Raw genomic sequence first — 21,646 nt, 5'->3', positions numbered from 1 at the left:
ACGTCCCCACCGACATCAGCGTCATCGGCATCGACGACATCACCCTCAGCCGCCTCACCCGCCCCAAACTCACCACCGTCGCCAACCCCACCGCAGCCGCCGGACGAGCCGCCGTCGACATGCTCCTGCAGCACGACGGTCATTCATCCGGACGTATCGGTCGCGGTGGCCTCCGCACGGCCACCGACGACCGCCGCACCACCGCACAGGTAACGCTCCAAACCGAATTGGTCGTCCGCGACTCGACGGGCCCGGCGCCCGGCGCAGTCATCTCCGAGGACAAGGAGTGAGCACGGAAATGCACCCCGCCACAGGCAACTCCAGGCGCCGGCTGCTTCGCGGCATCGCCGCGGTCGCGGTTGCGCTACCCCTCACCTTCGGCGCCGCCGCATGCGGTGGCGACGACAACGAAGGCAGCAGCACCGATGCCAACAAGCCGGTCGAGCTCTCCGTCTTCTACTGGGGAAGCGAGAAGCGCGCCGAGCTGACCCAGACGGCGCTCGACGCGTACAAGGCGAAGAACCCCAACGTCAGCTTCAAGATCACGTGGCAGGCCAACCAGGGCTACGCCGACAAGCTGGCCACGCTGGCCGCTTCCGGCGACGTACCGGACCTGTTCGCGACCGACGACAACATGCTGGCGGACTTCGCCACCCGCAACGTCACCGCTGACCTGAACGAGTACAAGGGCAACAAGCTCGACCTCAGCAAGTTCCCGCCCAGCCTCGTCGAGTACGGCACGGTCGACGGCAAGCTGGTCGGTATCGCGGCCGGTGAAAACACCCAGGGGCTGGTCTACAACAAGACGCTGCTCACCACGAACGCCCTCCCCGAGCCCACGACGGGCATGACCTGGGAGGCGTTCATCGACTGGGCCGCACAGGTCACGACGAAGACCAAGGTGCCCGGCACCATGGACCCGAGCGCCGACTACAAGGCGTTCTGGGTGTGGCTGCGCCAGCAGGGCAAGGACCTCTACAACGGCAAGCAGTTCGGCTTCACGGCCGACGACGTGGCCAAGTGGTTCACCCTGTGGAAGGGCGCTCGCGACAAGAAGGCGACCCCGACCGCGGACATCATCCACGAGGGCAACGTCACCGACATCTCCAAGCAGCTGGTCGTGACCGGCAAGGCCGCGACGTCGTTCGTCTGGGCCAACCAGATGCCCGAGCTGAAGAAGAGCACCAAGGATGATCTGGGCGTCGTCGCGTACCCCGGCGACCCGAGCGCTCAGTGGGCTCGCGCGGCCATGTACTGGAACGTCGCGAACAGCAGCGACAACAAGGCCGTCGCGGTCGACGTCATCAACTTCCTGGTCAACGACGAGGCCGCGGTCACCGCGCTCGGCACCGACCGTGGCCTGCCGTCCAACATGGACCTGCGGGCCAAGTTCGCCGAGACGGTCACCGACCCGGCTATGAAACTGTCCATCCAGGTCGAGAACGACCTGGCGAGCAAGTTCGGCAAGGCGCCGCAGGTGCCGCCGAAGGGCCACAGCACATTCCGGTCCGAGCTCGTGAAGGCGGCGGAGAACGTCCAGTTTGGACGGGCGACGCCAGAGAAGGCCGCGGCCGACCTGATCGCGGTCGTCCAGCCGAAGCTGGGCTAACTGAAAGGAGACAGCTCGTGGCGTTGACCACGGCAAATTCGCCGTCGGTACGCGCGAGCCAGGGAACCGGGGCTTCCGCCAAGCGGCGGAGGCCCCGGCGCGGCCCGCAGCGCGAAGGTCTGGCAGGGTACATCTTCCTGTCGCCGTGGCTCATCGGACTGATGGGCATCACGGCGATACCGATGCTCCTGTCGCTGTACCTCAGCTTCACCAACTACGACGTCCTCAGCCCGCTGGGCGAGGCTGAGTGGGTCGGGTTGGCGAACTACAAGCGGATGTTCACCAGCGATCCGTCGTACTGGCGCTCGGTCACCGTGACCGTGTCGTTCGCGCTGATCGCGGTGCCTCTGAAGCTCGCCGCCGCGCTCGGCGTCGCGCTGCTGCTCAACAAGGCCTGGCGCGGCGTCGGCCTTTTCCGCGGCCTCTTCTACCTGCCGTCGCTCATCGGCGGCAGCGTTGCCCTGGCGATCGTCTGGGTCAACATGTTCAACCGGGAAGGCGCGTTCAACGGCTTCCTCGCGATCTTCGGCATCGAGGGCAAGCCGTGGGTCAACGACCCCAGTTGGGCGCTGGAGACCCTGATGGTGCTCGCCATCTGGCAGTTCGGCGCGCCGATGGTGATTTTCCTGGCCGGTTTGAAGCAGGTGCCCACGGAGCTGTACGAGGCGGCGTCGGTCGACGGTGCGGGCCGGTTCCGGCAGTTCATGAGCGTGACGCTGCCGATGCTGTCGCCGGTCATCTTCTTCAACCTCGTGCTGGAAACCATCAACGGCTTCCAGGGCTTCACCGCGGCGTTCGTGCTCAGCGACGGCACCGGCGGCCCGGTCGACTCGACGCTGATGTACACGCTGAACCTGTACCTCAAGGGCTGGCGCGAATACGAGATGGGCTACGCGTCCGCCATGGCGTGGGTATTCCTTTTGGCAATCGGCATCATCACCGCGGTGTTCTTCTCCACCGGCCGGTTCTGGGTGCACTACTCGGATGGGGATGATCGCTGATGGTCGCTTCGACTCCGGCCGCCTCTCGCCGCCGTTCCGGCCTTGGCCGCGGGGTGGTGCGCACCGCGATCCTCCTGCTGATCCTCGCGGTCGTGCTGTACCCGTTGATCTGGATGGTCGGCACCTCGTTCAAGGGCCAGACCGAGATCGTGAGCAACACCGGTGTACTGCCCGGCGACTTCACGCCCGGCAACTACACCGACGGGTGGAACCACTTCGACGTCAGCTTCTCGCGGTTCTTCCTGAACAGCGCGATGGTGGCGCTGCTGACCGTCATCGGCAACGCGGCCTCCTGCCTCGTCGCCGCGTACGCCTTCGCGCGACTGCGGTTCCCGCTGCGCGGCTTCTGGTTCGCCGTCATGATCGGCACTCTGCTGCTACCGCAGCACGTGCTGACGATCCCGCAGTACATCCTGTTCAAGCAGTTCGGCTGGGTTGGCGGCGAGTGGCCGTACATCCCGCTGCTGGTGCCGCAGTTCCTCGCGACCGAGGCGTTCTTCGTCTTCCTGATGGTGCAGTTCATGCGGGGCATCCCGCGCGAGCTCGACGAGGCCGCCAAGATCGACGGCGCGAGCCCGTTCGGCATATTCCGGTACGTGATGCTGCCGCTCAGCCGGCCGGCGCTGGTGACCACCGCGATCTTCTCGTTCATCTGGACATGGAACGAGTTCTTCCGCCAGCTGGTCTACCTGTCGGACCTGTCGGACTACACGATCCCGGTGGCGATGACGCTGTTCATCGACTCCACGGGTCAGAGCGCGATCGGGCCGATGTTCGCGATGTCGGTACTGTCGCTGCTACCGGTGTTCCTGTTCTTCGTGGCGTTCCAGCGCCTGCTGGTCGAGGGCATCAACACCAGCGGACTCAAGGGATGAACCGGATCGAGGGGATGGCGCACATCGAAGAACCGGTGCCGGTCCGGCGCAACTGGCAGGACACCTTTCGCAACGCGAGCGACCTCGCGTTGCTGGGCATCCTGACCACGGTCGGTTCGCTCGGGGTGGTGACCGCCGGCGCGGCGGTCGCCACCGCCAGCGCCGCTGTGCACGACTGGGCCGCCGACGTGAGCTGGCCCCGGTTCCGGGTCACCCTGCACCGGTTCGCGCGCGGCCTGCTGCCCGGCATCCCGGCGACGCTCGTGGCCCTGGTCGCCTCGGCACTGCTCACGCTCAACCTGTCGGCCATCGCCCGGGGCGTGGTGCCCGGCGGCGCACCCCTCGCCGCGGCGACGATCCTGCTGATCGTCGCCGCGCTCGGGTACGCCGGCATCACCGTCGTCGAGGTGGGCCGCAGCGGCGGCACGGGCTGGCGAGCCGCCGCCCGCGCCGCCGCCCAGACCGCCCAGCGCCGCCCGCTCGCCGTACTGGCCTGCGCCGGCGTGATCGGCCTGGTGATCGCGCTCGCGCTGATGATCATTCCGGTCCTGGTACCGGTCCTCGCCGGCTACGCCATCTTCGCTCTCCACATGGTTATCCACAGGCTGACCTGATCATGAACTGAGCGAACGGATCTCGCATCTGCGGCGTCGCGCGCCTAAGGTCGGTTGCGTGCGTCTGACTATCGGGGTTGTGACCGCGCTCGCGGTGTTACTTGGCGGCGCCGCATGCAGCGACGACACGGATCCGGCTGCGAGTGGTGACGGAAAGGTCGAGCTCAACGTCTACTGGTGGGGCGGTGACAAGCGGGCCGAGGTGACCGAGCAGGCGCTCAAGCTGTATACGCAGCGCAACCCCAACGTCACCTTCAAGACGCACTGGCAGGGCAACCAGGGGTACTACGACAACCTGGCCACCCAAGCCGCCGGCCCGGACGCCCCCGACCTGTTCCAGATCGACGACAACTACCTCACCGAGTACGCCGAGCGGAACGTCACGCTCGACCTCAACCCGTACGTCGACAGCGGCGCGCTCGACCTGTCGAAGCTGCCCGACAGCCTCGCGAAGTACGGCCAGGTGGGCGGCCGCACGATGGGGGTCGCGGGCGCCGAGAACACTCCGGCGATGGTCTACAACAAGACCCTGGTCCAGAAGCTCGGCGTGGCGGAGCCCAAGGTCGGTATGTCCTATGCGGAGCTTGTCACCTGGGCCCGCGACATCACCAACCGCACCGACGGCGAGGTCGCCGGCACGATGGACCCGTCGGCCGACTACAAGGCGCTGTGGCTGTGGCTGCGCGCGCAGGGCAAGGAGCTCTACAACGGCCCGGAGCTCGGGTTCACGGCTGACGATCTGACCGCCTGGTACGACATCTGGCAGAACGCGCGCGCCACCGGCTCCGCGCCACCGCTGAGCGTCATCAAGGAAGCCAACGGTGGCGACGTCACCAAGCAGGCCGTTGCCACCGGCAAAGCGGCGACCTCGTTCATGTGGTCCAACCAGCTTCCCGAGTTGCAGCGGGCCACCAAGGACCAGCTCGCCCTCGTGGCGTACCCGGGAAACCCGAAGGGTCAGTGGGCGCGTGCCTCGATGTACTGGTCGGTGTTCCGCGGCAGCCGGCACGCCGAGGTCGCGGTCGACGTGATCGACTTCCTCGTCAACGACACCGATGCCGGCAAGATCCTCGGCACCGAGCGCGGCCTGAGCCCCAACACCGAGGTGCGCAAGGTGTTGAGCCAGTCGCTGACCGACGCGACCACCCGCGCCACGATCGAGTTCGAGAACTCCATCACGCCGAAGTTCGGTCCGGCGCCGGCGCCGCCTCCCAAGGGGCACGTCAAGGTGCGGGCGCTGCTGGTCGCGGCGGCAGAAAGCGTGCAGCAAGGCAAGGCGACGCCACGCCAGGCGGCGGAAGACCTGATCCGGCAGGCGAACGCCGCGCTGGCAACAACATGATCCCTAACCGGCGGCGAACTGGCTCACCGAGAAGTCGTCCTGCCGGGCACAGACCATGTATCGGTTGTTCCAGGAGCAGCTCGACGACCGCACGTCGTTGAGCTGCCCCATCTCGATCGGCTTCTTCGAGTCGGTGTGCAGGCCGGCCACGCTGTAGTCACCGACCGAGTCGCTCGCCGACTCCAAGAAGATCATGTTGCCGCCGTCGACCCGGGCGATGGCGCCTTCCCGGTTCACCAGCTCGGTGCCGTCGCCGGCGAAGACGCGGACCCGGTACTCGCTGGCGACGGTGCGGGCCGCGACCTGATCTCCGAAGTGGACGAGCAGCTCGGCCTGCGGGGCGGGCTCCTGCCACAGGCGGCCACCCTTTTCCAGGTCGACCGCGACGACCTGGGTCGTCGCCCCATCGCTGCGGGCGGTGTCGAGCACGCACAGCCGCTGCTCGCCGCACATGGCGATGAGGTCCAGGTCGCGCTGCTTGTCGTCCGCCGTGTACAGGTTGGTGGGCTCACCCATGCTGTCCAGGTCGTACTTCGACAGGCGGTAGCCCTCGTCTTCCGAGGCCACGACCAGCTTCCCGTTGTAGACCATGACCTGATCCTCGGGATCGGCCACGTTCGGGCGGGTCTTGAGCACCTCACCGCTCACCGCGTCGATCACCCGCGCCGACCGGTCCGCGCCGATCTGCACGATGCGCTGGTCGTCGTCTGGCTTCTGGGCGAACGGGGTGCCGCGCGCGTCGGATGGCCCGGACACGTCGGCGACGGTGAGCGCCTGGTACACCGCGTCATCGCCGTCCCCGTACTCGTCCTTGGGGTTCGCGTGCTCCCACTTGGTCTTCCCGTCGCGCAGATCGAGCCCGAGCAGCCGGTCTTCGCCCCGGTTGACCAGCACCATCACGTCCTTGGCGAAGATCGCTCGATCGTCGCCCCGGATGAGGCGGTGCCACAGCTCCTCGCCCGAGTCGGCGTCGAAGACGATCATGTTCCGGAATTCGGTGCTCGAGCTGCGGTCCTCGTACGCCACGACCACGTCCGGCAGGACGGTGATGCCGGCCCATCGCTCCGACAGGCTCGATGTCTGCTTCCGCCACCGCTCCTTCTTGCCGGGCGGATCCACAGCGACGATCTCCAGCCGCTTGTCCTTGCGCTCGTAGGCGAGGTACGCGTGGTCGCCCACGAAACCGGTGTATGCGTAGTACGGGGTCTCGCCCTCGCCGACGGGCACCGTATACAGCTCGCTGACCGGCTCGAACCCGATCTCGTCGTACTCACCGCTCGTGAGGAAGAGCACGGTCGCGGCCACCACGCCCGCAAGAGCCACGGCCGCCGCCGCCAGCCAGAGCGCCGGTCGCTTGAGCAGCGTCCGCGCCGGTCCATCTGCATCGGGTACCGCCGACATCTGCACGGTCGGTTCCGCTGGCGATACCGGTACCGCACTCGTGGGAGCCGTCGCACCCGGCACCCCCACCGCGGCCCGGACCGGCGCGGCGGGCGGGGTGACGAGTTCAGTGAGGGCGCCCTCCGCGACGGGCAGTTCGGGCTGCTCCAGCACCGTCGGCGCGATGCCCAGCTCGGCGTGCAGCATCCGGGCGACCAGGGGCACCCGCGACGACCCGCCGACCAGGAACAACCCGGCCAGCTGGTCCGGACGCAGGCCGCAGTTGCCGATCACCGCGCCGGCCTCGTAGACGCTCCGCCGTAGCAACGGCATGACCAGCCGCTCCAGCTCGTCGCGAGTCAGGTGGAGCGCCTGATCCACGCCGGGCACCGCGACCGGGGCGGTGGTCGTGCGCGAGAGCATCTCCTTCGCGCCCCGTACGTCGTCCCAGAACTGCCGGCGGTGCCGCCACTGCGCGGCGGTCGTTGGTGTGGCGAGCGCCTGCCACGCGGCCGGGTGCGCTCGGGCGACCAGCCCGCCGAGATGGTCGACCAGGGTGGCATCGAGGTCGAGGCCGCCCAGCTCCGCGAGGCCGCCCGAACCGACCACCACGAACGTCGCCCGCCCGTCCGCGTCCACGGCCTCGTTGCGGACCACCGCGACGTCGAGCGTGCCACCTCCGAAGTCGAACACGGCGATCGCGGCACCGACCGGTACCGGCCGTCGCAGCACGTCGGCGAAGTACCGCGCCGCCGCGACCGGCTCCGTCGTCAACCGCGTCCCGCCGTTGTCGGTGCCGACCGGCGGCCAGCCCGCTCGCGCGACCGCCGTGGCCAGCACGTCGCGCCGGCGCGCACCCCACGAGGCCGGGTAGGTCAGCACCGCCGGCGGCAGGAAGCCCACCGCCTCCACGGCAGTACGCCCAACCGTGCCGAGGACCGCGCCGAGCAGATCCGCGGTCGGTACCTCATGGCCGCCGAGCAGCACGCCAGGGTCGTCGACGCGGCGCTTCGGATTCGGCTCGTACCGGGCCGGGTCGGCCTGGCCCAGCCGCTGAGCGTCTCGACCGGCGTGGAGCCGGCCCGCGTCGTCGAGGTAAACGGCGGACGGCATGATCGGCTGGCCGTCGAAGAGGAGCGGGCGGGTGCGCCCGTCGGGCCAGCGCAGCACCGCGACCGTGTTGGAGGTACCAAGATCCACGCCTAGGGCGTAGGCGCCGTCCTCCTGTGCCATCCGACCGGTCCTCCAGCTGGGTGAGGGGTTACCCGGTCGGCATCGTATTGCCTGGTGTCAGGTTGCCTCGCGTCAGGCAGCGCTCCGGCGGCGTGTGACCTCGGCGAGGGTCACGGCGGCGGCGACGCTCGCGTTGAGCGACTCGACAGTCGACGCCATCGGGATGCTGGCCCGCAGATCGCACGTTTCGCCGACGAGGCGGGACAGGCCACGCCCCTCCGAGCCCACCACGATCACCAGCGGCCCGACCGCGGCCTCCAGGTCGTAGACGTCGGTCTCGCCGTCGGCGTCGAGGCCCACCACGATGAACCCGGCCTGCTGGCACGCCTTGATGGCACGGGTCAGGTTGGTCACCTGAGACACGGGCAGCCGTGCCGCCGCGCCCGCGCTCGTGCGCCACGCGGTGGCGGTGATGCCCGCCGCGCGCCGCTCGGGCAGGAAGACACCCTGCGCGCCGAACGCCGCCGCCGACCGGATCACCGCGCCGAGGTTACGCGGGTCGGTGACCCCGTCGAGCGCCACGAGCAGTGGCGCCGCGTGCTCCGTGGAGGCGGCGAGCAGGTCTTCGAACGGCTCGTACGCGAACGGCGGCACCTGGAGCCCGACACCCTGGTGCAGCACCCCACCGGTCATCCGGTCGAGCTCGGCGCGGCTGACCTCCAGGATCGGGATGCCCCGGTCGGCGGCGTTGCGCACCAACTCGTTGACCCGGTCGTCGATGTCGATGCCGTGCGCCACGTACAGCGCGGTCGCCGGCACGCGCGCGCGGAGCGCCTCGACGACCGGGTTACGCCCGACGAGCAGCTCAGGGGCGTCCCTGGGCGTCGCCGACTTGCGACCGGGTGCGACCCTGGGCCCGCTCCGGCCGGTCGACTTGGCCGGCTTCGCCGCTTTCTTGCCGGTGCCGCCCCGACCCCACGTGGTGTCCTTGGTGCCCGGCTTACCGATCTTGGGTGCGCGCCCCTCGGCAGCAGCCGCCTTCCGCTCCTTCTCCTGCTTCCAGGCGGTGCGGTTGGGCACCTGCTCGGTGCCCGAGTACCCCTTGTGCCACGGACGCTCGTCGGCGGGCAGGGTGCGGCCCCGGCCCGCGAGACCGGCCTTGTTTTTGCCGCCGGAGCCGCTCGCGGCGCCCTTCTTCGACGTGACCCGCCGGTTTCGCCGTTGGGAGTTACCGGGCATCGTCAACCGTCCATCGTGGTCCGGCCGGCGTGTCCTCGACGTTGATGCCGGCGTGCTTGAGCTGGTCGCGGACCGCGTCGGCCGCGGCCCAGTCCTTGCGGGTGCGGGCCTGCGCCCGCTGGTCGAGCGCCAGCGCGACCAGCGCGTCGACCACCCCGCGCAGGTCGGCCTTCTGCTCGCCGCCGCCCCACGCGGGATCGAGCGGGTCGAGACCGACGATGTCGAGCATCGCCCGCACGCCCGCGAGCGCCAACCGTACGCCTTCGTCGTCACCGCTGGCCAGCGCGGTGTTGCCCTCGCGAACCAGTTCGCGGACGGCCGCCATCGCCGCCGACGTGTTGAGGTCGTCGTCGAGCGCGGCCACGAACTCGGCGCTCGGCTCGCCGGGCGGCACCACGCCGACCCGCTCGACGGCCCGCTGCACGAAGCCCTCGATCCGGCGGTAGGCCACCGCCTTCTCGTGCAGGGTCTCGTCGGCGTAGTCGATGCGGCTGCGGTAATGCGGCTCGACCAGGTAGTAGCGCAGCTCGGCGGGGCGGATGCCCAGGGCAGCCACGTGGTCGAGGTCGATGACGTTGCCCAGCGACTTGCTCATCTTGGCCTCGCCGAGGTTGAGCAGCGCGTGGTGCACCCAGTACCGGGCGAACGGCAGGCCGGCCGCGCGCGACTGGGCGACCTCGTTTTCGTGGTGCGGGAACATCAGGTCGAGCCCGCCGCCGTGGATGTCGAACTCGGCACCCAGGTATCGCCAGCACATCGCCGAGCACTCGATGTGCCAGCCGGGCCGGCCCCGGCCCCACGGTGACGGCCAGGACGCGTCGACCGGCTCGCCGGCCTTTTCGCCCTTCCACAGCGCGAAGTCGTTGGGGCTCCGCTTGGCCCGCACGGGACCGTCGTCGGGCGCCTGCATCGCGTCGGGCTTCTGCCCGGAGAGCGCGCCGTACTCGGCGAACGACCGCACGTCGAAGTAGACGTCGCCGGAGCCGTCCTGCGCCACGTACGCGTGACCCTTGTCGATCAGCACCTTGATCAGCTCGTGCATCTCGGGGACGTGCCCGGTGGCGCGCGGCTCATAGGTCGGTGGGAGCACGTTGAGCGACCGGTAGGCCGCGCTCAGCACCAGCTCGTTGGCGTAGGCGATCGACCAGAACGGCCGCCCGTACTCGATCGACTTGGCGAGCACCTTGTCGTCGATGTCGGTGATGTTCCGGATGAAGGTCACCTCGTTGCCGGCACGCAGCAGCCAGCGACGCAGCACGTCGTAGTTGACGCCGGAGCGAAGGTGGCCGATGTGCGGCTCGGACTGCACGGTGAGACCACACAGGTAGATCGCAACCCGGCCGGCCTCCCGCGGGACAAAGTCCCGCACCGATCTGGTCGCGGTGTCATACAAGCGCAGCGTCACCTAGCAAGGGTAACCGTCCGCATACCCGCGCGCTGTCAGCGGTACGTGATGTCGGCTGTCGAATAAACGCAGTGGGTGTCGTCGGCACCGCTACCGATCTTCGTCGGCTCGCCGCTCGTGACGCCCTGGTACTTCTCGCAGATGACCACCTTGTTGGCGCTGTCGCCCACGATCGTGATGCCCGAGAACCGAGCCGTGTCACCGAAGTTGGTATTGATGCCGGCCAGTGCCTTGCCGGGCGCGGTGACCGTGATGTCCTGGAGCACCACCGCGCGCTTCTGCTGGGTGTCGCAGTTGCCGCACGACCGGTACAGCTTGCCGAAGTCTTCGGCCTGGAAGTTCCGGACGGTGAGCGTGCCGCCGCCGTTGTGCTGGAACACCTTGTCGGACGCCGAGCGGGCGCCACCGCCATCCACCAGGTATTCCGCGGAGGAGCCGCCCTTGAAGGTGGCCGCGTCCTCGCCAACGTCTTCCCACCAGACGTTCTTCAGGGTGCAGGAGCCGGAGCAGTGCACGCCGTCGCCGGCCGGGGCGCCGATGATCACGTTTTCCAGCACCGCGCCGTCGGCCAGCTTGAACATCGGGTCCTGGCTCTCGCCCTGACCACCGTCGCCGATGCCGTAGTAGCGCTTCATGCCGCCGTCGAGGCCGCTGGCCGGTACGTCGATCGTGGCGCTGACCTTCTTCTCGCCCTTCGACTTCGGCCACGCCCCCGTGGCGGGCTTAGCCGGTGCCGCCGACGTCGGGGCGGGCGTCGTGGGCACGGGGCTGCTGGGTGCGCTCGGCGCTGGGAGCGCGCCGATCTCGGATACCGCGATGTCGTCGAAGTCGGCCGTGGCGTGGCCGGTGGTCAGGCCGATCTGACCGGACGGAAGGAGCGTGCTGCTGCCGGACAGCAGCGCCTTGCCATCGACGGAGCCACGCACGGTGGCGCCGGAAACCTCGATCTTGAGCGTGTACCAGGCGCCGGGCGTCACCGGCACCGTGGCGCTCGACAGCACCTGGAGCGCGCCGCTCTTGAGCGTCTGGAGCTCGACCTTGCCCGCGCCCGTCAGCACCAACCGGTACAGGCTGGTGGCGCTCTGCGCGCGGGCGCCGATGCCCACGAAGCCCTCTGGCCGGCTGAAGTTGGTGGGTTTGACCCGCGCCTGCACGGCATATGCGGTCAGGTCCTTGTCTCCAGCGAAGACCCGCGCGGCCTCACTGTCTACTTTGGACTGTCGGTATACGTTGTTGCCACTGTCTGAGGCGACCGCCCATGAGCCGCCCGACTTGGACCAGCCACTGGCGCTGCCGCCAGCGAAATCCGTGCTGAAGGACGCCTCAGCGAACGCGATCGTGCCGGCCGCCCCCACGGCCGCTACGACCCCGGCAACTGCTGCCCCCAGCAGCACACGCCGGCGCCGTGTGCCTTTCTCCCCCACCTGCAACCTCCCGACAGACGCATTCAGCAGGTTCCGGCAAAGGTTCATTGAATGAAAAGGTCTTTCATGAAGACTTAAGACAAGCGATCGCTCGTACGCTGACGGCGTGACGGACAATGGCCGGCCCGCGGAGACGGCGCAGACCCTCGATCGAGGGCTGCGGCTGCTCCACCTCGTGGCCGACGCTCCCGGTGGCTTGACCGTCACCGAGGCCGCCACGCGGCTCGGTGTCGGGCGCGCGGTGGTGTACCGGCTGGTCGGCGCCCTGGCCGAGCACGGCATGGTGCGGCGCGACAGCCGAGGGCGGCTGCGGCTGGGCGCCGGGGTGCTGCACCTCGCCCGCAGGGCTCAGCCACTGCTCGCCGACGCCGCCCTGCCCATCCTCCGCGGCCTGGCCGAGCGGATCGGTGCGACCGCCCACCTCACGGTCGCCGAGGGCACGGAGGCGATCGCACTCGCCGTGGTCGAGCCGAGCTGGACCGCCTTCCACGTGGCGTACCGCGCCGGTTCCCGGCACCCGTTGGACCGCGGCGCCGCCGGCCGGGCCATCGTCGCCGGACGGCGTGGCGTGGCCGCCCCCGTGGCGACGAGCGGCGAGCTGCAGCCTGGTGCGTACGGGGTGGCCGCGCCGGTCCTGGGTGTCGAAGGACTGGAGGCGAGCGTCGGCGTGGTCGCCATGAGCGCGCTCGACGTGGCGACCGTGGGGCCGCTGGTGCGCGCGGCGGCCGACGAGGTGGCTGCGGCTCTCAGCTGAGCCCGACATGGTAGCGGCTGGAGGCTGGGTGGGGCCGGTTATCCACAGGCTGTGGGGATCATGGAGGGTGGGGTTGTCCACAGGTCTCGTGGGGGTCGTGGTGGGGCTGCGACGCTCGAATCCATGCCAGCTGTACCGAGCCGACCAAAGTCCTTGGAGTGGCGGGTCTTCCGCGGCAGCGACGCCGTCCGTGAGGGCCTGCTGTCCGAGCATCAGCTGCGCAACTCGGCATGGGCGCACCTGTGCCACGACATCTACGCCGACGCGCGGCTGAAACTCGACCACAAGCTGCTCTGCCAGGCATACGCCCTGCGGCTGCCCGCCCCGGTGGTGTTCGCCGGCCCATCCGCGGCCCACCTGCACGGCGTCCCGCACGCCGCGACGTACACCGACGACGTCCACGTGATCGTGCCACCCAACATGCGACTGGCGCACCGGCGCGGCCTGCACAGCCACGCCCTCGCTCTGACTCCGGAGGAGAAGACCCTCGCCTCCGGCCTCCACGCCACGAGCGGTCCCCGCACCGCTTGGGACTGTGCGGTCTGGTTGGAGCTCGGCTCGGCGGTGGCGATCGTCGACAGCCTGCTAGCGCTCCGCGCCGCCACCCGCGACGAGCTGACCGACCTCGCCACCCAGTACCTCGACAAGCCCTGGACCAGCCGGGTCCGGCGCGTCTTCGACCTGTCCGACGGACTGTCCGGGTCACCCGCCGAGTCGCACCTGCGGATCGGGCTGATCACCGCTGGCCTGCCCCGCCCCCTCGTGCGGTACCCCGTCGAGCTGGCCACCGGCCGGGTGATCCGCCCCAGACTGTCCTGGCCCCGATACAAACTGGCCGTCGAGTACGAGTCACGCGAGGCCCGAAACCTCGACGTGGTGCACCGCAAACAGCGCGGTCACCTCATCTCGGCCGGCTGGACCGTGCTCACCGTGACCAGCCCACGCGCCCACCGCGACTTCACCGGCGTAGCCCGCGAAATCCGCCGCGTCCTGACCGCTCTCGGCTGGCGCTAACCCACCCACCCCTCGCCCCACCCCGCCACAACCCCCGCCGCGACGACCACCCTGCCCGCCACGACTGCCTCACCCACCGCAGGCGGCCCCCAGACCGCACACTCCCTGCCCGCCCCGCACGCGAGCCCCACGCCGCACGCACCCCAGCCCGTGCCACGCGCGGGCCCCACGCCGCCCGCACCCCTGCCCACGCCGCCCGCACCCCTGCCCGCGCCGCCCGCGCCGCGCGCGGGCCCCACGCCGCCCGCGCCGCGCGCGGGCCCCGCGCACGCACCCCCTTCCGCCGATCAAGGGCGAATGCACGTGCTTGGATCTCTTTTCACGTGCATTCGCCCTCGATCCACGCGATCGCCCTTGATCGGTGAGGGCTCAGCGTCCCCTTTCGCCACCCACCCGGCCGCACCCCACGGGTCGCCGTGCCGGGCCGCGATCCCCCAGACCCCCGCTACTCCAGGCCGCGCGCTGCGCGCCCACAGCCGGGCCCGGCACCGGCGTGTCGCCACGCCGACAACGCCGATCAAGGGCGAATGCACGTGCTTGGATCTCTTTCCGCGTGCATTTGCCCTTGATCCACGCAGATGTCCTTGATCGACGACCGCAACCGGTGCTCGACGCCCGCGCAGCGCGCGCGAGCAGCGCGATGACCGCGCGCAACGCGCGCAGCGTGGGCAACGCGAGCAACCCGGGCAACGCGAGCACCGCGGGCACCGCGAGCAGCGACCCGCACGCCCACCGGGTGCCCCACGCCGACGTCCTGCGGGGTTGGGCACGCGGCCTCGTCCCGGAGGCAACGTTTTCAGGGATTTGCTCCCTCCGCCGTCGGCGGAGGGAGCAAATCCCTGAAGTTGCGGCATCCCAGGCCAACCCCACGCGAAACGCGATCGGCGCCCCCGCCGGGGGCGCCGATCAAGGAGAAGCTCATCGATCAAGGGCAAAAACACGCGGATCTGAGATCAAACCACGTGCATTCGCCCTTGATCGACGAAAAACGGGGCGCGCGCCGCGGGCCCGGACGCACCGCGGCCCCGCGCGCCGAGCGCGCGGGGGCCGCGCCGAGCGCTACAAGCCGCGGGTTGTCACGGCCGCGTAGGCGTCGATGATGCCGTAGCCGTAGAAGCCGTTGAAGTTCTTGCTGCCCGCGCAGTACGCGTTGAACTCCTCGTTCCGGCCCTCGTTGGTGTAGGTCTGGAGCCGCGGCTCCGGGCAGGCGTGCTCGGCGGCGGTCCGGTTGAGCTGGTACTCGACCTTCCACGGCGCCAGCGTCAGCCCACCGCGACGGTAGTCACGCTTGCCGAACTGGCTCACGATCAACGCTGCCACGCCAGACGCGTGTGGGGCGGCCATCGAGGTGCCCTGGAGATACGTGTAGTACCCGCAGGCGCCGGCCGCTGTGCAGTCCTTGAAGACGAGCGACGCCGCCTCCGGTACCACGTTGCCGTCCGCGTCGACCGAGCCCTCCTCCTGCAGCACCTTCTTGGGGTACGACGAGAGGATCATGTTGGCGTCGGTGCGGTACGACGGGGTGCCAAAGCCGTCCCGGAACCAGCCACCGGGTGCGGCGACCGAGATCTGCTCGGTGCCGTAGTTGGAGAAGTCCGACTTCTTGCCCGACGGGCCGAGCGCGGAGACGCCGATGACGAACGGGCCCTCGACCGGCAGATCCCAGCACGTGTTGTTGTCGATCTCGCGCGGGTACGCCGGAGCGCCGTAGTCCGGGCTGGAGATGTCGGTGCGCGGGTCGCCCAGGTCTTCGTGGTTGTTGCCGAGCGCGCCAACCAGCGTCACGCCCTTGAAGTGGGCGTACGTCAGCGCCCGCGTCATGGCCTTGATGATCGCCCGCTGCTCGGCCTGCGACTCCGGCGAGTCGGCCGGGTTGTTGAGGCAGTTGTACAGCCACGGGTCGACGTAGAACGACATGTTCACGACGTCGAGGCCCGAGTCGGCCGCGTGCGTGAGGGCGTTGACCACCGGCTCCAGGAAGAAGTACCCGGAGTCCTGGCCGCCCTTGAGCTCGACCAGCGTGACCTTGGGGGCGATGCCGGAGACGCCCACACCGTTCGCGGCGGCGCCAATGGTGCCGGCGACGTGCGTGCCGTGCCCGTTGTCGTCGGTGCCGACCGGGTCGAGGCAGCTCGCGACCTCACACGGACCGTCGACGTCGACGAGGTCGGGTGCGAAGTTGCGGGAGAGCGAGGTGCTGAAGTTCGGCGCGAGGTCGGGGTTGCTCGCGTCCAGGCCGGTGTCGAGGATGCCGACGGTCACGCCCTTGTTGCCGGCCTGCTTCCGCCGCGACTCGTCGGCGCGGATCATGTCGAGGCCCCAGAGCTTGTCGTCGAGCGGGTCCAGCTTGGTGGAGCCGCCACGGCCGCGGGCGGTGCCGGTCGCGGCGGTCGCCCTGTTTTCCTGCTCGACCGCGTCGATCTCCAGCTTGGGGGCGTAGCCGATGGCCCGCCGCTGCGCCGCGCCGATGAGGGCGTCGCTGGCCGTCGCTCGGGTCGCGAAGTCGGTGCGGGTCGAGCTCACCCGGAACACGCCGACACTGTCGTTGCGCTCGACAACGGTGCCGCCGGCCGCGGCGATCGCCGCGACGGCCGCGTCGGCCGATACGCCGTCTTCAGCCACCACCGTGTAGTCGGTCGTGCTCGCCGGGGCCGCGTTCGACGGGCCGGTCGGCGCTATGGCCACGAGGGCCAACGCTGTCGCGGTAGCGACGGAGCCCACCGTAAGGCGTCTGCTCACCATGATTTCCTCTCGTTGAGGGTTCGGTGAGCATCAAATCGAAAGGTCGACAGCCACACAAGAGTTTTGGCAGCTCAGCTAGGGAACGAATTTCCGCGTCCGGTGCGTCTCCAGCGGGCCGCGGCCTTCTGGAACGGTTCAGCCAGACCGCGCGCATCCCGGCTCTGCGGGCGGCCACGACGTCGTGTTCCCACGAGTCGCCGACGTGCACGACCGAGCCCGGGTCGGTGCCGGCGGCGGCCACCACAGCCGCGAAGAACTCGGGTGCCGGCTTCTTCGGAAGGCCGCCGACGTGCGCGTACACCTCGAAAGCGAACTCGCCGCGCAGGCCGCACCGGTCGGCGTGGCTGTTGCCGTTGCTCGCGAGGCCGACCGCGTAGGAGGGGCGCAGGGCGGCCAGTGCTGGCAGTACGTCGTCGAACGGGCGGCTCAGCTCGAAGCGGCGCGCGAAGAACAGCTCGGCGATCCGGTCCAGTTCGGACTCCAGGCCGGCACGGGCCAACGAGCGCCGCAGCGCCGCCCGCCGGATCTCGGTGACGGGCTCGGCGCGCATCGCCGGGAAGACAAGCTCCCAATCGGACTCCAGGTTGGTCGCGGACACCTCGGCCGCCGCCGGGGTCAGCCGCCGCATTTCATCGAGTACGGCCACCAGCGCCCCGTCGACCGCTGGCCGGAGGTCGACGAGGGTCTCGTCCGCGTCGAACACGACCGTCGTGATCGCGCCGAACCCCGTCATGGACGGGTCATTCGCAGCACGTCCAGCGCCTCGTCGAGCTGTTCCTGCGTGATCCGGCCGGCCTCGACGTGCCCCCGGTCGAGCACGACCGCCCGGATCGTCTGGCCGGACGCGAGCGCCTGCTTGGCGATCGAAGCCGCCTCGTCGTACCCGAGGTACTTGTTGAGCGGCGTCACGATCGACGGCGACGCCTCGGCGTACTCGCGGCAGAGCTCGACGTTCGCGGTCAGGCCGGCCACGCAGCGGTCGGCGAGCAACCGGCTCGCGGCGGCCAGCAGCCGGATGGATTCCAGCAGGTTGCTCGCCATGACCGGGAGCATCACGTTGAGTTCGAAGTCGCCCTGCGAGCCGGCGAACCCGACGGCCGCGTCGTTGCCGATCACCTGGGCGCAGACCTGGCGGACCGACTCGCAGACCACCGGGTTCACCTTGCCCGGCATGATCGACGAACCCGGCTGAAGATCAGGGATGTGCAGCTCGCGCAGGCCGGCACGGGGGCCGGAGCCCATCCAGCGGATGTCGTTCGCGATCTTGTAGAGACCCACGGCGACCGTGCGGAGCTGCCCCGAGGTCTCCACGAGCGCGTCCCGGGCGCCCTGCGCCTCGAAGTGGTTCCGCGACTCCGCGAGCGGCAGCTTGGTCATCTTCCGCAGCTTGCCGATCACCGCCGCCGCGAACCCGGGCGGGGTGTTCACGCCCGTGCCGACCGCGGTGCCGCCGAGTGGCAGTTCGGCCAGCCGGGGCAGCGCCGACTCCAGCCGCTCGATGCCGTACTGCACCTGAGCCGCGTACCCGGAGAACTCCTGCCCGAGGGTGACCGGCGTGGCGTCCATGAGGTGCGTGCGCCCCGCCTTGACCACGGTCTTGAACTCGTCCGCCTTGCCCTCGATCCGGAAACCGAGGTGCCGCAGGGCGGGTAGCAGGTCGTTGACGACCGCGTACGTGGCCGCCAGGTGTATCGACGACGGGAAGACGTCGTTGCTGGACTGCGACGCGTTCACCTCGTCGTTGGGGTGTACCGGCCGACCCAGCTCGCGGCTGGCCAGCGTGGCGAGCACCTCGTTGGCGTTCATGTTCGACGAGGTACCGGAGCCGGTCTGGAAGACGTCGACCGGGAACTGGTCGTCGTACCCGCCGTCGGCCACGTGGGCCGCGGCCGCGGCGATCGCCTGCGCCACGTCGGCTGGCAGTACTCCCAGCTCGGCGTTGACCTGCGCGGCCGCTCCTTTGATCTGGGCCAACGCACGGATGTGCGCCGATTCGAGGCCGCGCCCCGAGACCGGGAAGTTCTCCACCGCCCGCTGCGTCTGCGCCCGCCACAGCGCCTCCGCCGGCACCTGGACCTCACCCATCGTGTCGCGCTCTACGCGAAATGCCTGCTCAGTCACTTATCCATCCTCCCCTGTCCGGTACACGCCGGTCTGGCGATAGATGGCGCGCGCTCGGTCGGCGTGCTGGCGTGCTCGGACTGGATCTTTGTCGCGCAGGCACGCCGCGAGGCCGTCGAGCGCCCGCGCCTGCTCGTACGGGCTGGTCACCTGGGTGGCGATGGCGTGGGCGGCCCGGTGCTCTGCCATCGCCTGCTCCCGGTCGCCCTTGGCCGCCAGCGTGAGCGCGAGATCGTTGCGGATGGCGGCCTCGCCCCGCCGCTCGCCGATCCCCTGCATGATCGCCGTGGCCTCCCGGTGCAGCCGTTCCGCTTCACCGAGCCGGCCCAGCTCGCGCGCGACCACACCCAGCCCGCTGCGCGCCTCGGCCTCGCCGGACCTGTTCTCGGTGCGCCGGTGGATGCGTACCGCCGCGGTGAGCAGCCGCCGCGCGAGCGCGTACTGGCCCAGCCGGATGCGCACCTGGCCCAGGTTGCCGAGTGCGGCGCCGACCTGGAAGTCGACGTGCCGCTCGGCATAGAAGAGCAGATACCGGCGGTGGCAGCGCAGCGCCTCGGCGTACCGGCCGCGCATCATCGCGACGAGCCCCAGCTCGGCGAGCGGGAACGCGACACCCCGGTCGGCGCGGAACCGCCGCCAGATGTCCATGGCCCGCCGCAGGTAGCTCTCCGCCTCGTCGAGCCGCCCCAACTGGGTGTACGTCACGCCGAGGTTGGCCATGCTGATGCCGACCCCGCGCAGGTCACCGGCCCGTTCCCGGAGTTCGAGCGCGGCCCGCAGGTGCTCGATGGCCTCCTGCGCCCGGTCGGTGCGGAAGCAGCCGGCGGCGAGGTAGTTGTGCATGGTCGCGGCCGCGTCGCCGTCACCGAGGCGGTCCGCCGCCATCAGGCCGTCGCGGAGCGAGTCCATGAGGTGATCGGAGTACCCGCGCAGGAAGAAGAACCGCCACACGGTGCCAGCGATCCGCCAGGCGTAGTCCTCATGCCCGGCGTGTGCCGCCAGGTGAACGAGGACGGCGAGATTGGCGCGCTCCGCCTCCAACCAGCCGAGATCGATGTCCGCCAGGAGATCGGGGCGCTGCGGCTCGCCGGCCGCGAGACCGCGGGCACTCGGCGCCATCAGGCTCCGGCTGGCCGCCGCCGCGGCGTGCAGGTAGTGGTCGCAGATCCGGTCCACCGCAGCGTGCCGCTCACCCTCCGGCTCGGTCGCGGCGGCGAGGTCGCTCGCGTACTCCCGGATGAGGTCGTGCAGCCGGAACCGCCCGGCCGCCGGCTCGTCCACGAGGTGCCGGTCGACCAGCTCGTCGAGCACGTCTTCGGCCTCCGGCAACGGCAGGTCGGCCAGGGCGGCCGTCGCGGTCGCGTCGAACTGCTCGCCCGGGTACAGGCCGAGCAGGCGGAAGACCCGTTGGGCCGGCTCGCCGAGTTGCCCGTACGACAGCGCGAAGGCGCTCACCACCGTGCGGTCCTCGGCTACCAGCTCGGGCAGTACCGGCCGCTCGGCGCCCAGCCGGCCGGCCAGATGCGCCACCCGCCAGCCCGGCCGGTGCGCCAACCGGGCACCGGCCAGCCGGATCGCGAGCGGCAGGTACCCGCACCGGCGTACCACCTCCGCGGCCGCCTCCGGCTCGGCGTGCACCCGGTCGCCGGCCACCCGGGCGAGCAGGTCGACGCCCTCGCCGGCGGACAGCAGCGGCATCGACTCGGGCTGCGCACCGTCGAGCCCGACGAGCCGTCGCCGGCTGGTGACAAGGGTCAGGCAGTGCGCCGTGGCCGGGAGCAGCGGCGCCACCTGGGCGGTACTGGCCGCGTTGTCGAGCACCACGACGGCCCGCCGCCGCGCCAGCTCGCTGCGCCACAGCGCGACCCGGTCGTCCAGCTCGGCCGGTATCCGCTCACCTGGCACGCCGAGCTGCCGCAGCAACGTGACGAGCGCGGTGGCCGCCTCCAGCGGGTCACGTTCGCTGTGCCCGTGCAGGTCGACGAAGAGCTGCGCGTCCGGGTACGCGGGCGACAGCAGGTGAGCCACGTGTACCGCCAGCGACGTCTTGCCGCTGCCCGCCATCCCGTCGATCACGTGCATGACCGGCTTCTCGGGTTCGACGCGTGCCGCCTCCACCAGCCGGGACACCAGGTCGGACCGGCCGGTGAAGTCGGCGAGGCCACGCGGCAGGCACCGTGCTGGTGGTGTCGCCGACCGGGGCGGCTCGGCCAGCGCCGGGTCGTTCCCGAGGATGCGCCGGTGCAGGTCGCGCAGGGCAGGACCGGGAGGCACGCCCAGCTCGTCGTCCAGCGCCCGCCGTGCCCGCTCGTACTCGGTCAGCGCGTCCGCCGGGCGGCCGGCCCGGTACAGCGCGAGCATGAGCTGGGCGCGCAGGCGTTCCCGCAGCGGGTGCTGGTCGACCAGCTCGGACAGCTCGCTCACCAGCTCAGGCGCGGTGCCGAGGCGCAGTTCGACGTCGAACCGGTCCTCCGCCACCCGCAGCCGCTGCTCGTCGAGGATCGCCGCGGCACGCTGGGCCGCGCGGCTGGCGATGCCGGACAGGGCCGGGCCACGCCACAGCGCGAGGGCGATCCGGTACTCGTGGCGCGCGTCGTCCCACCGTTCCGCGCCGGCGGCTTCCCGCGCCCGCGCGACGGCCTGCTCGAACGCGGTGGCGTCGAGCTCGTCCGGCTCGACCCGCACGAGGTACCCGGCCGGATCCGTGACGATCACGTCGTCCGGGATACCGGCGGCGGCGAGCGTCCGGCGCAGCCGGGAGACGCAGCTTTGCAGCTGGCCGCGCGCGGTGGCCGGCGGGCGCTCGTCCCACATCGCGTCGATCAGGTCGTCGACCGGCACCACCCGCCCGGCGCGCAGCAGCAGCATCGCGAGCAGGGCACGGTCGCGTGCAGCGGTGACCGGCGCGTCGCCGTCACCGACGGCCAGCGGGCCCAGCACCCGAAATCGCACG

Annotated in this window: 15 protein-coding genes and 1 pseudogene; 8 read left to right on the top strand and 8 right to left on the bottom strand. The window is 70.4% G+C overall.

All coding sequences use genetic code 11. From position 1 onward, the window contains the following. The 6 genes from QMG73_RS36845 to QMG73_RS36820 form a co-directional block, all read left to right on the top strand. Positions 1-290 (top strand): substrate-binding domain-containing protein (locus QMG73_RS36845; protein WP_281903580.1); only part of this gene is annotated, 290 nt, incomplete at its 5' end. Between the two features lie 8 nt (positions 291-298). Then, on the top strand, positions 299-1,609 hold the full coding sequence (locus QMG73_RS36840; protein ID WP_281903579.1) for an ABC transporter substrate-binding protein: 1,311 nt from the start codon (positions 299-301) through the stop codon (positions 1,607-1,609). 17 nt (positions 1,610-1,626) lie between these two features. After that, a complete protein-coding gene (locus tag QMG73_RS36835; protein WP_407676908.1) occupies positions 1,627-2,610 on the top strand; it encodes a carbohydrate ABC transporter permease in 984 nt (327 codons plus the stop codon). Then, positions 2,610-3,485: a carbohydrate ABC transporter permease gene (locus QMG73_RS36830; RefSeq protein ID WP_281903578.1), complete on the top strand. Its 876-nt coding sequence runs from the start codon at positions 2,610-2,612 to the stop codon at positions 3,483-3,485. Before QMG73_RS36835 ends, QMG73_RS36830 begins: the two co-directional genes overlap by 1 nt. Further along, positions 3,482-4,099 carry a hypothetical protein gene (locus tag QMG73_RS36825; protein WP_281903577.1) on the top strand — a complete coding sequence of 206 codons (618 nt, stop codon included), beginning with the start codon at positions 3,482-3,484 and terminating at the stop codon, positions 4,097-4,099. The genes QMG73_RS36830 and QMG73_RS36825 overlap by 4 nt, the downstream gene beginning before the upstream one ends. Before the next feature lie 58 nt (positions 4,100-4,157). Then, the gene (locus QMG73_RS36820; protein WP_281903576.1) at positions 4,158-5,441 is read left to right on the top strand and encodes an ABC transporter substrate-binding protein; all 1,284 of its coding nucleotides are present in this window, start codon (positions 4,158-4,160) and stop codon (positions 5,439-5,441) included. Between the two features lie 3 nt (positions 5,442-5,444). On the opposite strand, the gene QMG73_RS36815 is transcribed toward QMG73_RS36820, so the two are convergent. From QMG73_RS36815 to QMG73_RS36800, 4 genes are all read right to left on the bottom strand, one after another. Then, positions 5,445-8,054 carry an Hsp70 family protein gene (locus QMG73_RS36815; RefSeq protein ID WP_281903575.1) on the bottom strand — a complete coding sequence of 870 codons (2,610 nt, stop codon included), beginning with the start codon at positions 8,052-8,054 and terminating at the stop codon, positions 5,445-5,447. 72 nt (positions 8,055-8,126) lie between these two features. Next, positions 8,127-9,233 (bottom strand): 23S rRNA (guanosine(2251)-2'-O)-methyltransferase RlmB, encoded by a 1,107-nt coding sequence (gene rlmB, locus QMG73_RS36810; RefSeq protein WP_281903584.1) that lies wholly within the window; start codon positions 9,231-9,233, stop codon positions 8,127-8,129. Next, on the bottom strand, positions 9,223-10,638 hold the full coding sequence (gene cysS, locus QMG73_RS36805; protein ID WP_281903574.1) for a cysteine--tRNA ligase: 1,416 nt from the start codon (positions 10,636-10,638) through the stop codon (positions 9,223-9,225). The genes rlmB and cysS overlap by 11 nt, the downstream gene beginning before the upstream one ends. 35 nt (positions 10,639-10,673) lie before the next feature. After that, the gene (locus QMG73_RS36800; protein WP_281903573.1) at positions 10,674-12,062 is read right to left on the bottom strand and encodes a pectate lyase; all 1,389 of its coding nucleotides are present in this window, start codon (positions 12,060-12,062) and stop codon (positions 10,674-10,676) included. 106 nt (positions 12,063-12,168) lie between these two features. Here QMG73_RS36800 and QMG73_RS36795 point away from each other — a divergent pair, with 106 nt between their 5' ends. Further along, complete coding sequence (locus QMG73_RS36795; RefSeq protein WP_281903572.1) at positions 12,169-12,816, top strand: IclR family transcriptional regulator; 648 nt, start codon at positions 12,169-12,171, stop codon at positions 12,814-12,816. 123 nt (positions 12,817-12,939) lie between these two features. Beyond that, positions 12,940-13,830, top strand: coding sequence for a hypothetical protein (locus QMG73_RS36790; RefSeq protein WP_281903571.1), 891 nt, complete (start codon positions 12,940-12,942; stop codon positions 13,828-13,830). Positions 13,831-14,889: 1,059 nt separating this feature from the next. Here the strand turns inward: QMG73_RS36790 and QMG73_RS36785 are convergent. The 4 genes and pseudogenes from QMG73_RS36785 to QMG73_RS36770 all read right to left on the bottom strand — a co-directional run bounded on the left by QMG73_RS36785 (position 14,890) and on the right by QMG73_RS36770 (position 21,645). After that, positions 14,890-16,569: a S8 family serine peptidase gene (locus tag QMG73_RS36785; protein WP_281903569.1), complete on the bottom strand. Its 1,680-nt coding sequence runs from the start codon at positions 16,567-16,569 to the stop codon at positions 14,890-14,892. A 58-nt stretch (positions 16,570-16,627) separates the two neighbouring features. Continuing rightward, positions 16,628-17,305 (bottom strand): annotated as a pseudogene (locus QMG73_RS36780) (HAD family hydrolase); the annotation flags it as partial. Then, positions 17,302-18,657 (bottom strand): class II fumarate hydratase, encoded by a 1,356-nt coding sequence (locus tag QMG73_RS36775; RefSeq protein ID WP_281903583.1) that lies wholly within the window; start codon positions 18,655-18,657, stop codon positions 17,302-17,304. The pseudogene QMG73_RS36780 and the gene QMG73_RS36775, both read right to left, overlap by 4 nt. Positions 18,658-18,693: 36 nt before the next feature. Next, the gene (locus tag QMG73_RS36770; RefSeq protein ID WP_281903567.1) at positions 18,694-21,645 is read right to left on the bottom strand and encodes an AfsR/SARP family transcriptional regulator; all 2,952 of its coding nucleotides are present in this window, start codon (positions 21,643-21,645) and stop codon (positions 18,694-18,696) included. Position 21,646: the final 1 nt, after the last annotated feature.

It is taken from the genome of Phytohabitans aurantiacus (genome assembly GCF_027923225.1).
Taxonomy (GTDB): domain Bacteria; phylum Actinomycetota; class Actinomycetes; order Mycobacteriales; family Micromonosporaceae; genus Phytohabitans; species Phytohabitans aurantiacus.
The sequence above is the reverse complement of the archived record's forward strand: the minus strand, read 5'-3'. Positions and strand labels throughout refer to the sequence as shown.